Origin of the sequence: Flavobacterium sp. TR2 (assembly GCF_025252405.1) — a bacterium.
In the GTDB taxonomy this organism is placed as follows: domain Bacteria; phylum Bacteroidota; class Bacteroidia; order Flavobacteriales; family Flavobacteriaceae; genus Flavobacterium.
The window spans coordinates 3,431,716-3,446,751 of the sequence record NZ_CP104307.1; the positions used below are offsets into that span (position 1 = coordinate 3,431,716).

General features: G+C 35.9%; 17 protein-coding genes and 1 tRNA gene. 5 read left to right on the forward strand and 13 right to left on the reverse strand.

Features of this window, described 5'->3' with window-relative positions; translation table 11 throughout:
• Positions 1–53 precede the first annotated feature (53 nt).
• Positions 54–494 (forward strand): hypothetical protein, encoded by a 441-nt coding sequence (locus N4T20_RS15040; protein WP_260669954.1) that lies wholly within the window; start codon positions 54–56, stop codon positions 492–494.
• A 697-nt stretch (positions 495–1,191) separates the two neighbouring features.
• On the opposite strand, the gene N4T20_RS15045 is transcribed toward N4T20_RS15040, so the two are convergent.
• The 9 genes from N4T20_RS15045 to N4T20_RS15085 all read right to left on the reverse strand — a co-directional run bounded on the left by N4T20_RS15045 (position 1,192) and on the right by N4T20_RS15085 (position 6,621).
• On the reverse strand, positions 1,192–1,764 hold the full coding sequence (locus N4T20_RS15045) for a hypothetical protein (protein WP_260669955.1): 573 nt from the start codon (positions 1,762–1,764) through the stop codon (positions 1,192–1,194).
• Between the two features lie 6 nt (positions 1,765–1,770).
• Complete coding sequence (locus N4T20_RS15050; protein WP_260669956.1) at positions 1,771–2,409, reverse strand: Crp/Fnr family transcriptional regulator; 639 nt, start codon at positions 2,407–2,409, stop codon at positions 1,771–1,773.
• A 255-nt stretch (positions 2,410–2,664) separates the two neighbouring features.
• On the reverse strand, positions 2,665–3,180 hold the full coding sequence (locus N4T20_RS15055; protein ID WP_260669957.1) for a metallophosphoesterase family protein: 516 nt from the start codon (positions 3,178–3,180) through the stop codon (positions 2,665–2,667).
• 5 nt (positions 3,181–3,185) lie between these two features.
• Positions 3,186–4,271 (reverse strand): ACR3 family arsenite efflux transporter, encoded by a 1,086-nt coding sequence (gene arsB / locus N4T20_RS15060; protein WP_260669958.1) that lies wholly within the window; start codon positions 4,269–4,271, stop codon positions 3,186–3,188.
• Between the two features lies 1 nt (position 4,272).
• A complete protein-coding gene (locus tag N4T20_RS15065) occupies positions 4,273–4,887 on the reverse strand; it encodes a low molecular weight phosphatase family protein (RefSeq protein ID WP_260669959.1) in 615 nt (204 codons plus the stop codon).
• 27 nt (positions 4,888–4,914) lie between these two features.
• Entirely contained in the window at positions 4,915–5,388 is a 474-nt protein-coding gene (locus N4T20_RS15070; RefSeq protein ID WP_260669960.1) for a DUF6428 family protein, read from the reverse strand.
• A gap of 32 nt (positions 5,389–5,420) precedes the next feature.
• Positions 5,421–5,906 carry a GNAT family N-acetyltransferase gene (locus tag N4T20_RS15075; protein ID WP_260669961.1) on the reverse strand — a complete coding sequence of 162 codons (486 nt, stop codon included), beginning with the start codon at positions 5,904–5,906 and terminating at the stop codon, positions 5,421–5,423.
• A gap of 10 nt (positions 5,907–5,916) precedes the next feature.
• Positions 5,917–6,249, reverse strand: coding sequence for an ArsR/SmtB family transcription factor (locus N4T20_RS15080; RefSeq protein WP_260669962.1), 333 nt, complete (start codon positions 6,247–6,249; stop codon positions 5,917–5,919).
• A 298-nt stretch (positions 6,250–6,547) separates the two neighbouring features.
• Positions 6,548–6,621, reverse strand: a tRNA-Arg gene (locus tag N4T20_RS15085).
• Between the two features lie 114 nt (positions 6,622–6,735).
• On the opposite strand from N4T20_RS15085, the gene N4T20_RS15090 reads away from it, so the two are divergent.
• Positions 6,736–7,248, forward strand: a complete 513-nt coding sequence (locus tag N4T20_RS15090; protein ID WP_260669963.1) for an adenine phosphoribosyltransferase — start codon at positions 6,736–6,738, stop codon at positions 7,246–7,248.
• Here N4T20_RS15090 and N4T20_RS15095 read toward each other — a convergent pair.
• From N4T20_RS15095 to N4T20_RS15110, 4 genes are read right to left on the reverse strand one after another with little or no spacing between them, the layout of a single operon-like run.
• Positions 7,245–7,895 (reverse strand): response regulator transcription factor, encoded by a 651-nt coding sequence (locus N4T20_RS15095; protein ID WP_260669964.1) that lies wholly within the window; start codon positions 7,893–7,895, stop codon positions 7,245–7,247. The genes N4T20_RS15090 and N4T20_RS15095 overlap by 4 nt on opposite strands.
• Positions 7,885–8,667 carry a sensor histidine kinase gene (locus N4T20_RS15100; RefSeq protein WP_260669965.1) on the reverse strand — a complete coding sequence of 261 codons (783 nt, stop codon included), beginning with the start codon at positions 8,665–8,667 and terminating at the stop codon, positions 7,885–7,887. Before N4T20_RS15100 ends, N4T20_RS15095 begins: the two co-directional genes overlap by 11 nt.
• Positions 8,640–9,287: a hypothetical protein gene (locus N4T20_RS15105; protein WP_260669966.1), complete on the reverse strand. Its 648-nt coding sequence runs from the start codon at positions 9,285–9,287 to the stop codon at positions 8,640–8,642. The genes N4T20_RS15100 and N4T20_RS15105 overlap by 28 nt, the downstream gene beginning before the upstream one ends.
• 5 nt (positions 9,288–9,292) lie before the next feature.
• On the reverse strand, positions 9,293–9,718 hold the full coding sequence (locus N4T20_RS15110; protein ID WP_260669967.1) for a hypothetical protein: 426 nt from the start codon (positions 9,716–9,718) through the stop codon (positions 9,293–9,295).
• 257 nt (positions 9,719–9,975) lie between these two features.
• Here N4T20_RS15110 and N4T20_RS15115 point away from each other — a divergent pair, with 257 nt between their 5' ends.
• The 3 genes from N4T20_RS15115 (at position 9,976) to N4T20_RS15125 (ending at position 15,034) form a co-directional block, all read left to right on the forward strand.
• Positions 9,976–11,991, forward strand: coding sequence for a hypothetical protein (locus N4T20_RS15115; RefSeq protein WP_260669968.1), 2,016 nt, complete (start codon positions 9,976–9,978; stop codon positions 11,989–11,991).
• A 77-nt stretch (positions 11,992–12,068) separates the two neighbouring features.
• A complete protein-coding gene (locus N4T20_RS15120) occupies positions 12,069–14,213 on the forward strand; it encodes a hypothetical protein (RefSeq protein ID WP_260669969.1) in 2,145 nt (714 codons plus the stop codon).
• Positions 14,210–15,034: an N-acetylmuramidase family protein gene (locus N4T20_RS15125; RefSeq protein WP_313771873.1), complete on the forward strand. Its 825-nt coding sequence runs from the start codon at positions 14,210–14,212 to the stop codon at positions 15,032–15,034. Before N4T20_RS15120 ends, N4T20_RS15125 begins: the two co-directional genes overlap by 4 nt.
• Positions 15,035–15,036: the final 2 nt, after the last annotated feature.

Below are 15,036 nucleotides of genomic sequence, written 5' to 3' on the forward strand. Positions count from 1 at the left end.
CGATTTGAAATTACTTATTTTTATTTAGGGATTAGGCAAAAGATAAGCAAGACATGAAAACAAGGATTACATTATTTGTATTAGGTGCGGCTCTATTTCACTGCTGTCAGAAAAAGGATTGGACAGATTCAAACGAAAACAGCATTGATTCCAGCTTAGTCCGCTTTTCAAACATTGATGACAAGACAGTAAAAAAATGGCTTTTATTGGATAAGCAGTCAGACAGCATAATGAAGTCGGCAAAGTTAATAATTGATCAACAGAATGACCAGATAGAATTTCACCCGCAAGATGAACGCCAGTACATAGGCAGCTGTATTGATGAAACCCAGCAGCACCTTGATCGTTTTAAAAATAAAGTACAAAACATACGCATTTTTGTATCTCATATAGAAGATTTTGATCCTGCTTTAGAGCATACTCTTGACTCTTTAAAACAAGATTGTATAGAGGAGAAATTAATGCTGGACCATTCATTAAGCAAATTAAGATAATATAAATCGCTTTATAAGATGGAAATGAAATTAACCACTTTTTTGCTTCACTTAAGTGACAATTATATAATTATGATAAGCGCTAAATTCAGATCATCATGAAATATTATATCTTTTAAAATGGGATTTCGTATTCTGAAATTGAACAATATTTAGAAAATAAGATATTATAAATTCATGTTTTTTTTTTTCATTCTAGGGGCATGAGGTTTGTTAAGTTATCGATTGCTAAATTTATCATTTCTGTTGTTTATCGTATAAAATATACGGAATGATGCAGCTGACGATTTTCTTTAGTATTATTTGAAAGTGAAAGCAAAAATGATATATAGCTATTGCATTTAGTAGAACTAATAAAAAAATGGTGCCAATTGTCTTCAATTGGCGCCATTTGGCTTTGTGACCTCGACGGGACAAATTACAACGTCATTTTTGGATGATTTGAAGAAATTGGCTTACTAAATGTAGGGTCTGTCTTTCATTGGCTTTATAATTTTGGTATAGATGTCCTGAGTAGGATTGACGCAAAAATTGTGAAAACTCAATTGATTCATGGCATTAAACTGATATATAAATTTATAAATATTATGGAGCATTTGAAAAGATTGTTATAGTTAAGGCAGGATTGTCTTTCTTTGGCTCTATGAATTACTTTTATGCAATTTAGGTTTTGTGGCACAAAAGTAATCCCTTTCATTTAGCAGCATTGCATTTTATTACTTATACGATTCCAAATAAAGCGGGATTTAGAATTGATTAATAAAATATGAAGTAATGCAATGATTATGGCACCAGGTAAAAGATTTATGACAATTGTATAAAATAATTCATAGTTATGATATTCAGTTATATTAGGCATGATCGTTATGCCATCATTTTTATACTTTAATTTCAGTGATAAAAACACTGCTATAGATGCAAAATGAAATCCGTTGACAAAAAGGTGCAGAATGTATTCCCATCGAGGAAGCCCTCCTATAAATTCCCTGCTGTCTTTTTCAATGTATGCGTCTACGGCAAGTACTAAAAGGTCGAGAATCACAACTGCTAAACCTATTATAAATTTGATCTGGCAGTCCTGATTAAGGAATAAGAAATATAGAATCGCTGGAAAGAAAACTGCTCTTAATGTGTGCGTAAGATGTTCTGTTCGGCTTTCGGGGTGATCGTGGAGTCTATATTTGAAGATATGGAGGTAGAACCCGTCATATACTGCAAGGATGGAGAAAAGGATAAGTAAAATTGTGGTAATGATAATTGCTGTTTCCATTTATTTTTAATTTAATAGAAAGCAAAAATAGGAAGCCGTCCGTAATGGATGAAAGGACAAATGTCCTCGAATTTGCTGGGTGATTTCTTTTCTTATGCGGCTTAAAGTCCTGCGTGTTATTCCAAGATAGCTTGCAATGTCATATACTGAAGCCTTGTTTACAACAGCAGGCTGTTCTTTAAGCATACGAATGTATTTTTCCTTTGCGTTTTCATTGCATAAGACACTGGCATACTGCTCCATCACCATATACTGCCGTTCGGCAATTGTCCTTCCTATATTCTGCCAGAGAGTACTCTTCTGATAGAGAATTTGGAGTTCAGTGTAACTGATTGTTATAAGTTCGGTATCTTCTACAGCCTGAATGGAAAGTTCCGAAGGCTGCTGGGAGATAAAGCTTTTATATGAAGCTGTGAGATTATTTTCAGTGCAGAAGCAGGAAGTCACTTCTTCGGATTTTTCATTTACATAGTAAGTTCTGAGCAGCCCTTTTTTAATAAAAGCGGCTTCATGTGAGGTTTTCCCGATTTCTGCAAAATAACTGTTTCGGGATAATGTCCTTGTTTTGAAATACGGACTGTAATTTTCAAACTCCTGATCGCTGAGAGGCACGATGCTCTTTAAAAACAATTTAAAACTTTCCATAGCAGGTTTTATTTCGATACTTTAATATGCTTTTCTAAGCATAAACGCGTAAACGTCAGGAAGAGGACTTTTTCAATAGCGCGGGCTGCTTTTTCAATATCACAAGGAACTCTTATGAATTCCACTTTTATACCGTCTTTTTTGGAAAGATTGCTGCTTTTTTCAATGGTTATGACCGCATAACAGCTGTCTGGATTTCTATCTTTTGGTTTTCCAACTGCCCCTGCATTAATGGCATGAAAATAACTGCCTTTTTTATTGGGATTTTCTAGTATTCGATGATACGGCAGATGAGAATGTCCGCAGATGAGAATGTCCGCAGATAAGAATGTCTGTATTGGAATCAAGAAAGATGTCAGTGAAATCTTTCTCATTTTTGTCCTCAAGCAGATATTCCCTGTTGCTGTAAGGATTCCCATGAACCATCAAAATCTTTATAAGTTTGTTGGCTGTCTGGTATTCAAGTTTAATATGGGCAGGAAGAGCAGAAAGATATTTTATCTGCTCTTTACCCACAATCTGATATGCGTAGCTTTCAATGTCATTTGAACCGTCATTGTTTATTTCGACAGCTTTGACATCGTGATTTCCTGCAAGGGTAGGGATATGCTTTTTACGGATCTCGTTGATCATCGCATTGGGGCATAAATTGTAGCCTACTAAATCTCCTAGGCAGTAAACAGCATCAATATTCTGCTCTTCAATACTTTTTAGGGTCTGCTCCAATGCGGGGAAGTTTGCATGTATCTCCGATATTATTGCAATTCTCATTTTGTTTAAGCAGTTTCTGCAGATATCTGTTTTGTGAAATACTTTTTTCTGAACCAGAATGCAAGGTTTACCAGTGCTATAAGAGCAGGCACTTCTACCAATGGACCTATAACACCTGCAAAAGCCTGGCCGCTGTTTATGCCGAATACCCCGATTGCCACGGCAATGGCAAGCTCGAAATTATTTCCAGTAGCTGTAAACGCAATAGATGTAGCCTTTGAATAGTCAGCCCCAAAATATTTTCCTGTAAAAAAGCTGATGACAAACATCAAAGTAAAATAAATCACAAGCGGTATAGCAATACGAACAACGTCCATTGGGATTTGAACAATCAGTTCTCCTTTCAGGCTGAACATTACAATGATTGTAAAGAGCAGTGAAATAAGAGTAATCGGCGAGATAAACGGCACATACTTAGTTTCGAACCACTTAGAACCTTTTAATACTATCAAAGTATAACGGCTTATGATTCCAAGAGCAAAAGGAATACCTAGATAGATACCGACGCTCTCAGCAATCTGTCCAATGCTGATATTTACTTCAAAACCATCATATCCAAAATAGGGAGGTAGAATGGTTATAAAAATGTAAGCGTATACACTGTAAAGCAGCACCTGAAAAATGCTGTTTAGGGCAATAAGTCCTGCTGCATATTCACGGTTTCCGTCTGCCAGATCGTTCCATACCACAACCATGGCGATGCAGCGTGCCAGACCGATCAGGATCACTCCGATCATATATTCAGGATATCCATTCAAAAATAGCAACGCAAGCAAAAACATTATAATAGGGCCTACAATCCAGTTCAGCAGTAAAGAGGCGCCCAAGACTTTAGTGTTCTTGAAAACCTGTCCCATCTGTTCGTATTTTACTTTTGCCAGGGGCGGATACATCATAAGGATAAGCCCTATTGCCAATGGAATGTTTGTTGTTCCGCTGGAGAAAGAATTGATGAAATCTCCGCTGGAAGGAATAAAGTATCCGATAGCCACGCCAATAGCCATGGCAAGGAAAATCCAGAGGGTCAAGAAGCGGTCAAGGAAGCCTAGTTTTTTGCGTCCGACCACTGGTGCACAGTTATTTGCTGACATTTTATTTTTTTATTTGTGAGAATACATAAAACATTTCAGTTCCTATCTGCAGGCTGCGCTCCAAATAAGTTTCTTTCTGCTGAGGCGTTCCGTCAGAGATTTTTGGATCTTCAAAAGTAATCGGGATTCTTTTCTCAGCGCCTGCTATAAACGGGCATCCGCCGTCGGCCTGCGAGCAGGTCATTATTGCGACGAATCCGCTTTCAGGATTGAAATCATCATCATAGGGCTTTGAAAAACCGATAACAGGAAGTTCATCAGCTGAATATTTTATGGAATAAATAGGGTTTGATCCCTCTGAAAGGGTTTTGATGTTGAATCCTGAATCCTTCAAAGTCTCCGCTGCCATTGGGAAAAGGGCGGTAGCCTCGGTTCCTCCTGAATAGCATGAAACGTTTTTGATGCCGTAATAGGCGGCCGCAGTCTGCGCCCAAACCTGCGATAAGTGGCTTCTTCTGGAATTGTGCGTGCAGATTAGGTTTAATCTGGTTTCCAGCTTACTGTGAACTTTAGTCTGAATGAAGTCGATTAATGGCTGCAGGACTGCTTTGCGATCTTCGGAGATCTGCTTAAAATCAAATGATTTAACGGTATTCTCAATTTGTGGGTATAACATAGTTTTTTGGCTGTTATGGTTTATTGATTAGCAGCATCCTCCGCCAGGAGTGCATGAATTAGCATTGTCTGCATTTAACTGAGATAATTTTACTTTAGGCTTGTCTGATGGGATTCCGCACTGCTCTTGAGCAAGGCAGGCTGTCTGTTTATTAAGCAGAGTGAAGTTTTTGCCGTTAAAATCCAAATCGTATTTCCCTATAGTATTGTTTTGGTACTCCACTTCAATTTCATTGTCTTCAATTCCCAATACTTTCTCCGAAAGTTCGATGATGTGGATCAGTTTCTGAGGTTTAAGCCTATGCTCATAATCATTGGCATCCCAAAGCTGGAAGTTTACAACAGTTTCTTTTCTTACTGTTCCACCGCAGTCAATGAAGTTTTTGGTAACCAAGCCTACTTCCGTTACATGAAAGTATTCTGGTACAAATGTGCCATTTGGCAACTCAAAATTCACAGCCTCAACTGTTTTAAGCAATTCTTTAATTTCTGAAAGTTTCATAATTTTTTATATTTAGTTAAACTATATTTTTATTAAATAATAATAGAGCTTCTTCTTTCAAGAAGTACAGTATCTCTCCAGATACCATTCTGTTTTCCAATTTTTTCCCTTATTCCAAGTGTCCTGAAGCCTGCTTTTTCATGGATGCGAAGACTTGCAGTATTCTCAGGAAAAATCCCTGCCTGAAGTGTCCATATTCCTTCTTTTTCGCTCTGTCGGACAAGTTCATTTAAAAGGGCAAGTCCGATTCCTTTTCCAGAATGTGCAGGATCGACATATACGCTTACTTCTGCAACTCCTGCATAAACGCAGCGTGAAGAAATAGGGGTAAGGGCAGCCCATCCGATTATTTTACGATCTTCTTCCATTACAATTCGGCAAGACTTAAGATGTGACTGATCCCAATCTTCCCATGATGGTGCGTTGGTCTGAAAAGTGGCATTGCCAGTATCCATTCCTTGTTGGTATATTTTTTTTACTTGATCCCAGTCTTCGGCTAAAAGATTTCTTATTTCCATATTTCTTAAATTAGCAGCATTCGTTTCTTTTTTTGGCAAGATGATTTGATATATGCTCAAAGAATCCTTTTATCTTTTCGAGTCCAGGTTCGTTGATGCAGTAGCAAATTGAATTTCCTTCGATACTTCCTTTAATCAGCCCTGCATTTTTTAATTCTTTAAGATGCTGCGAAACCGTAGGTTGCGAGAGTGGAAGTTCGTTTACAATATCTCCGCAGATGCAGGCATCTACTTTTAATAAATATTCCATAATAGCGATACGCGCAGGATGCCCTAACGCTTTGGCTAAAACAGCCAGCTCATTCTGGCTTTCTGTAAAGTGATCTGTTTTTGTTGCTCCCATCGTTTTATATTTATATTGCAATATTACGATATAAAGTTCAATAGACAATGATTTTATGTTTTTATTTTTAATTTGTTTAATTACTTTGAGAGTGATTTAATTTGAAAAGTCTCTTAAAATATTGTTAAGGCAGTATTCTGGTCTTTGTGTTTGCTGGGTAACTGAGTGGTTTGAATCCTGAATAGTTAACTTGACAGGATTTACAAACCATCTATTTTTTCAAGTAAAAGCTGGTTAAATGGTGTGTAAAAGGCATAAAAAAAACGCTAAATCCGAAAATTTAACGTTTCTTTGAGAGTGACCTCGACAGGATTCAAACCTGTAACCTTCTGAGCCGTAATCAGATGCGCTATTCAGTTGCGCCACGAGGCCTTTTTATTATCAATTAGCTATTTTTTTGTAGCTTTGTTGATTGCTTATTGCGGGTGCAAAGATAGACATAAATGTGAGATATACAAGCGAAAAATAACAGAAAAATAAAAAAAAATGAAGATTGAAAATTATATACGTGATATTCAGGGATTTCCAAAAGAAGGAATTTTGTTTAAAGATATCACACCTTTGCTAATTAACCCTGAAGCGCGAACAAATTGCTTAAGAATTTTGGTAAACTCTTTAGAAAATCAAAAAATAGACAAAGTTGCGGGTGCCGAATCGCGTGGTTTTTTCTTTGGTATGCTGCTTGCTCAGGAATTGAATGCTGGATTTGTTCCAGTAAGGAAGCCAAAAAAGCTTCCGTTTGAGACGATTTCAGCTTCTTATGAGTTAGAATATGGAGTTGATAGTCTCGAAATGCATACTGATGCCATTAAAAAAGGAGATCGCGTTTTAATTCACGATGATGTTTTGGCTACAGGAGGAACCGCAAAAGCAGTTTGTGAATTGGTTGAGAAACTTGGGGGCGAAATCGTACAATGCAATTTCTTGATGGAACTGACTTTTCTTAACGGAAGAGAAAAAATTAAGAAATATCCCGTTTTTGCAGCTTTAACCTATTAAACAAAAACAATTTTATGCTTAATGGCATAAAGCACCAATCCGATTCGGGTTTTTATTTCGAGTTTATCAAAAAGCGATTCTCTATAGCCGTCAATGGTCTTTGGGCTCAAACACATTTCAGACGCGATTTCCTTATACGTCATTTCGGTGCAGGCGTGTTTGATAAAAACAATTTCTTTTTCTTTTAAGCTGATCTTTTTGTTATCGCTATTGACTTTATTGATCAGCATTCCAGAAACTAGTTCGGTAAAATAAAAGCCCTTTTCTACAACGCATTCAATCGCCTCTTTAAAAATTTCAGGCGAAGTGTCTTTCAGCAGATAACCTTTTGCTCCGTTTGTAATCATTTTAATGATAATTTCTTCATCATCATTCACAGACAAAGCAATTACTTTTAAATCAGGCCTATTGTCTTTAAGCCATTTCATGGTGCTTAATCCGTCGAGGACAGGCATATTTACATCCAATAAAATTAAATCAACATCAACAGAGTTATGCTCTTCGAGATAGTCTATAAATACTTTCCCGTTTTCAAAACGTTCTATAACATCATAATCGCCAAAACTTTTAATCAGCAGTTCTAGAGACTGGGAAAAAAGCAAATGGTCGTCTACAATTAGTATCTTTTTTTTAGAATTAGTCTTCATGGTCTTGGGTTAAAGGATATTCGATGGTTACACTGGTTCCAGTATTGTCTGAGTTTAAGATTAGATGAGCGCCAATGAGTTTGGCTCTTAATTTCATATTGTTTAATCCGATTCCTGAATTTGACTTTTTGATGTCGTATCCGATTCCGAAGTCTTTTAATTTTAAAATAAAAAGAGAATCGGTCGTTTCAATATGAACATCAAACAAATCGCTTCTGGAATGTTTTAAGCTGTTGTGAAGCGCTTCTTGGAAAATTCTGTAAATAATGAGTTCGTGCTCTTCACTTATTGCTGGAACAGTTCCAATTTGATTAAAATTGAATTTGATCTTTTTCAGTTTCTTAATTCGTTCCAAATCCTGTTGAATAGCTTCGAGAAAGTTATTTTGAAGAAGATTGTCCTTGTTTATAATCCGCGAGAGGATTCTTAGTTCATCTAAAGATTTTGCGAGAACAGCTTTTAAATCTTTGAGTTCATTAATTTGTACATTTTTACTGCTGATGCAAATATTAAGCTGCATTATGGCAACCGAAATAATCTGTCCGATATTGTCGTGCAGCTCTTTGCTGATTTCAGATAGAGTCTGGTCTTTTATTTCAATCCTAGTTTTTACCAATTCGGACTGGAAATACAAATCGGCTTCCATTTTTTCTACTAAAAACTTGTTTCTTTTCTTCAAGAAATAGAAGAAAATGACAAGTACAATAACGACTAAGGTAAAGAAGACAATACCTAAGGAAATAACTAATAGTTGTATTTCTTTTCGCTCCATATAAATCCTATTATAAAACAGCTATGCGCCAGTAAATTTAAAATAAACACGACGAGGCTAAAGATAGAATCGTCTTGCTTGATTAGAAACCAATTGATAGCCAGCATAAAAGGTGTAAAAGGAACATGAAAAACAAGTATTCCGAGAATGTACCAGAAAAAGACCGATTTTTTTAAATTCAGTATTTTTTCCGAATTGAAAATCTCAATCAGATACAGGCAGGATAATATCAAAACTAATAGTACACCAATTGCAAAACTATAGGTAAAAGAACGGTTTATGTCTTCTTTGAAATATAAAATATTTAAGAAAAAGGAAACGATAAACAGCATTAAAAAAAGTACAGCCGAAATTCTGTGATCTTTTTTGGTAAGCAGGGCTCTTAGAAGTAAAATATAGGCAGAGAGGCTGGCAAACATATAGAAATTGTACACATAAAAATTCAATAAACCCGTCCATTGGGTGAAATAATAGCCTACAATTTCGATTACAATAGAAAACCAGATTAAAATTACTAAAAATTTAGCTTTATTGCCAGGAAGTTTTGGCAGTGCAAACAAACCAATCGTTCCTGACAATAAAGCCATATAGATGATATAAGATCTTAGAAATTCGAACATATTTTTTAGTATAATAAGCTAGGCGGTCTTCCTATGTTTCCGTAATTCATCGGTTCAATGCTTTGTATGTCTGAAGAAGCTTCTTGCATCATGGCAAAACTCTGTACTTTTGCGCTATCTGCTGCTTTTTTGCCTGTAGGAACAAGAAATAAGGTAGTTAATCCAGCTTTTTCTCCGTGTTTTTCATCATTTGGATAAACTCCAAAATAAAAACGGATTCCATCTACGTTATAACCATCTTTTGCGCCATTGGTTTTGATATAATGGATATAGTTTTCCAATTCTTCCAAAGAATACCAAATTGCATTGGCATCTTCTTTTTCGTCTTTTAGCGCTCTTAGAGAAGCTCTTTTATTGTTGTAGTTCACATTTAATTGTCTGGCAAATTCTTTAGTGATCAACTGACTCGGTTTTGCGGGTGGATTTTTCATGTTTTTTATTTATTAATTGGTTAAAGGTTTAGCTAACAGCTTTTTGAGTTGTTTACAGGGCAAAATTATCTGAAACAAAAAATTTCGGCAAGGGGAAATATACCCTTTTTTGTTTAGGTAAAATTATTTAAAAAAATGGGTTAAAGTGCTGTTACATAATATTTTATAAAAATAGAATTTTACATCGTCAGTTTTGAGCTAAAAAACAGGCAATCATAAATGTAACCTATTAAGTAATCAATTAAATTTTTTAAATTATGTCACAACCAACACCTCTAGGCTATCCTCACGCAGGAGCCGGAACAGTAGAAATTCTTTTAGAAAAAGAAGATGGAGCAGATTTCGCAGTGCTTTTTTCACCAGATCCTAATAATATTTTATTACGCGATGCCGGTCTGCCAATGCAGTTTTATTATTATCCAAAAGCGCCACGTCTAGCTAAACACCCAGATGGAAGATTTAAATTTGCTATGCAGGTTTTTAAATCAGAAGGAGATTCTTCGACCGTAATTGGTGCCGAAGGATTAGAAGAAGAAGCAGGAGCATACACTACTTTAACTAGTACAATTGATCTGCCAGAAGCATTGCTGAAAAAAGCAATCGACAAGTTAAAAACAACATTGCATACCAATTACAATAACCAGAGACAATCAAAACTTTTTGGGTTATTTTCTTATCTGAAAGGTGTCGATCGCGATTTTAACGAAACTAATGTTAGGCCTATTCAATTAACAGAAAATACAATAACAATGCACGTTGTGGGCGAAAAATCTCCAAACAACCCTTTTGGAGGCGCAAATCCTTGGACGTTCAACATTCAAGGAGAAGGAGCGGGAACTACATTTGGACTTGGAGACAACGCGCTTTCTGTGCTTATGGGACGCAACAGTGCTTCATTGGTCAAAAATGCATTAGAAGCTGGATCTAACAATCTGGTAGTCGAAAATAACATAAAATACAAAGGCTATATGCCTACAACGACTATCAAAACTACAGTTGATGTGAAAAAAGTGCATACCTATTTTTCGGCAAAAGCCAATGTAAGCTGGTCGTTTGTCGATGTAAATTGGGAAAGTGAATACGAAAAAATCCTAACTCAAGGAGGCATCGTAAGCGAAATCATTACAGACAACCAGTTTTCTAACGAAGAAAGAAAAAAAGTTGAGGAAGCGCTATTTACCAAACAGAGAGAATTTGCTTTTCAAATGGTGCAGAAACAGATTTTTGATGCTCCAGAAAAACAATTTACGCCAGCATCAACTCCAGAAAAGCCAGGAGGATTTTTTAGAATTCTTTTCGGCGGCGGAAGCGTAGGCGTGAGTTTAAAACATGGAAGCCAAATTAGAGAAGTGAAATTTGCAGACGAAATAAAATTCTCAGCCATCGAAGTTTTAGATTCAAAAATCAGCGGAAATCTAACGCCTTTGACTTTAAAATCTGGTGCCGATGCAAAAGCTGATTTGAAAAATTACATTACTGAAATTCAATTAGACGAAGATTTTTCAAAAGTACAAGTAATTGCGTCTTTAAATGGAGGTTTAATTAAGCTGGATAAAGACAGTGATATTGTGAATGATAATCCGGTAAGTCAAGTTTCTATTGAAGTGGGATATCCAGATTCAAAAGGCAAAATAATCTGGAAAAGTTCTGGCAGAATGATTGCTCCTGAAGGAACTCCGTATGTTAAAAATACTAGCAAATCAGGTAAAGAAATCGATGCGATTTTCCCTGCGACATGGAATGATAAATCGAAAGAAAAAAATGCTTTTGTATTTGATTTCGTAAAAAACAACGGTTCTTCTAAAGTTAAAGTAAGACAGGAAGTAATGTACGAAAAAGACAAGAGAATCAAATTGAAAGACACTGTTAGAGAGTATGAATTTGAAGGAACCAAAATATTTGTGCCGCTTCCAATTCAGAACATGATCAATTATACGTTGTCAACAGAAGAGCTATATGATTGCGATACGCTCGAAGTGACTTTAAAAGCAGATAAAATGTCTTCTAAAAAGTACAAATTTACAGTTGATAATTTTGAAGATGCCATTCCGTACAGAGCTTGGTATGAAGCAGATTATACAGTTAAACCGACTGAATACAAAGTAAAATATACTTGCAGCGGTAAAATAGGCAAAAAGTCTAAAAAAGTTTCTGTTTCAACAGATTACATCAAGCTGGATTATCAGGAAGGCGATGTTTTATTTGAAATTCCAACAGGAACAGCAGCTCAAAATGCCGATATCGAGAAAATCAGAGCTCCATTTATGGAATAATTTTTTTGAGACATTTTGCAAAAGGGACGTAATGTCCCTTTTGTTTCTTAACTCATTAACCATTAAACCTAAACACCATGCCAGATTTAAATACATTTAAGCTTGACGGAACCAAATTGGTTCCCATAAACCGATTCAATCTCGAGCCTGCCAAACCCAGTACGGCATTTACGGCAGCAGTTGCAAAAGAACCTGAATTTAAAGTAATCGAACACCCGATCATTCATTCGATAGATATTAAGCCAATTTTAATTTTTCCAATTTCGGAAAGCTATTTTCCGCTGATAGAAGGAGATAAAGAGGTTACGGAGAACGATTCCTTTAAGGACTATTTTAAAAATGAAATTACCCTATTTTTTCCTCAAGTAGAAGTAGAACCAAACAATGGAACTTTATTTTACTATGAAGAAGTCCCAGGGAAATCTGCAGATGATAGCGGATTTATGGGAAGGGTTACTTTGAAGTACAGCATTAAAAACAGACCGTTGCAAGCCGATCAGAGAAGTATTGCTTTAAATTTGAGACAGGCTGTTTTAAATTTAAAAGTAAAAAATGATATTGTTAGGGTAAACGGAACCGTAAATACGGCGACTCAGGAAATTCAATTTGACTTAATTGATGAAGCTGTAAAAATTGCGTACGCCAATTTGATTTCAAAAATAGATAATTTAATGTGCAATGTCGATTTGTTTTTTGATTTTAAAGGATATTCTAAAGTAAAGCGCAATTTTTTGTTTGCAAAAGATATAGCGATTTTAAGAAGCCCTATTATCACCAAAACAGATTTGTCGGCCAAAACCGCCCTGCAGCCAAAAGCAACGCTTATATCGAGTCCGTTGATGGTGAAAACGGCAAGAACGGGAACTGTCGCGCCAAAAATGGTCATTTCGGGAATCAGAAGAGATAATGACATTGAAGGCGAAGTTCAAGAAGAATACGTAAAAAGCACTTTTTTGCTTAAAATCAATAAAACGGTAAATTATCCGCGTTTGCCTAATGTGGCGACAACTCTCTATCAAAATAGCGACGGGCCTTTCTCTAACAATCCGTTCAATTTAAATGAAGATTTTTCGGAGTTTAAGCAAATATTTGTTTCGGGATACAATTTTAATATACTCTCGATATACAAATCAATGGTTCAGCCCAATACATTTTTGCTTGTTTCCAAAATTTACAGTCTCTCGAAAGATTTAAATAGTATGAAGCCTTGCGTTACAACCATTTTCCATGCGTACGAGGAAGGCGCAGGAACTGCAGAAGAAATTTCTACCATCAGCTTCAACTTTGCAGTTCGCCCCAATCTGTCCGATTTTGATCTGGCTAAATTGAAAATAGCTTTACTCCAAAACAACTTTATAGACGGAGATCCAGCCGATTATTTTGATAAAGTGCAATTTTTGTTTCCAAATGATATGGGAGCCGAATTTGAAGTGAATGGAAATTATTTTCTTCAGAAAGCACAAGTGACAGCCGATGGCAAGCACTATATTTTTGACCTCTCCACCGAAAATCTATCTGAAGCCAGTATTTTGATTAATGCTTTAAATAACACGATTACGCAGTATGCAAATATCAATTTTAAGTATAAAGAAATAAAAGACACCAGTGTGATCGAACTCAATCTTGAGCAGACCATTGGCGAAGTTTTGGGTGCTTTGGTAGATAATCCGACAAAGAAAATTCAAATCAGCAACCAGTCTATTTCAAATTGCAAGTTGAATTCCATTTTGCTGCTTTACAATCAAAACTCAACCTATTTAAACAGTGCTTTCTTTAAAAATTATCCGCAGCTAATAAGCAACGACATTAAATTTTTAGATTTCTCCGCACTCAATCCAAGTTCTTCTGGGGAGCTGAAAAATGTGTTTTTTGATTTTGAAAACATTGAAAATATCACTTCTGAATTTAGCCAGATTGTTTCGCAATCAACATCTTACAATCGGTATGTTCAAGTACAGATTAAAAGCCAAGCTGCCGCAACAAGCAGGATTACAATTGAATTGACAGTTCAGGAAACAGGAAGCAAATTTGCTGTCGAGCGTTTAAAATCTGAGTTTTCGATCCCAATATTGTTCAACTTTATCGTAAAAAATACAGCGAACAATAATACGCTCATTTCATACAAAGTCAATTATTTTGATAAAAATGATAATCTGACGAGTTCTAAAAATGATGTCTTTGATTTCTCCAAAACATCAATTATCACCATAAATAAAAAATGATGAGAACCATAAAAGCTGGCACAAAATCTCCAGAAGTATATTACTTAAATGAGCTTTTGGCCAAGTTGAATTACAGCGTGATGGTTACCGATTATTTCGGAACCGAAACGGACAAAGCAATCAAAGATTTTCAGTTAAAAAACAATCTTGTGGTTGATGGAGTGGTGGGGCTTAAAACATGGTCGGCACTTTTAGAGAAAAATAGCAATGGTTTTTCGGCAAACGGTAAATTATTGTCAGAACAGAATTTAATCGATTTTTCAAACCAGTTTAATTTAGAACTCGCTGCCGTAAAAGCGGTAAACGAAGTAGAAAGCAACGGAAAAGGTTTTCTAATTGACGGACGTGCGAAGATTTTGTTTGAAGGCCATATCTTTTGGAACGAACTGGAGAAACGAAATATCAATCCGAGGGCTTACGTAAATGCCAATACGCAGGATATTTTATTTGAAAATTACACTAAAAAGTATTACGTAGGCGGAACTGTTGAATATGTACGTTTGGAAAAGGCAAGAAATCTCGGTTCAGACAAAAAAATAGCTGATGCAGCAAATAGTTCGGCTTCGTGGGGACTTTTTCAGATTATGGGTTTTAATGCAATTTCTATCGGATATGGCAGTATTGACGAGTATGTCGAAAAAATGAATCTCAATGAAGGCGAACATCTTAAGGCTTTCGGAATGTTTCTGGAAAAAAATAATCTCTTAGGGCTTTTACGAAGTAAAAACTGGGCTTCATTTGCTTTAAAATATAACGGGCCAGCTTATAAAACCAATAAATATGATGAAAAATTAGCAAGAGTTTATGCGAAGTATGCTTGAGA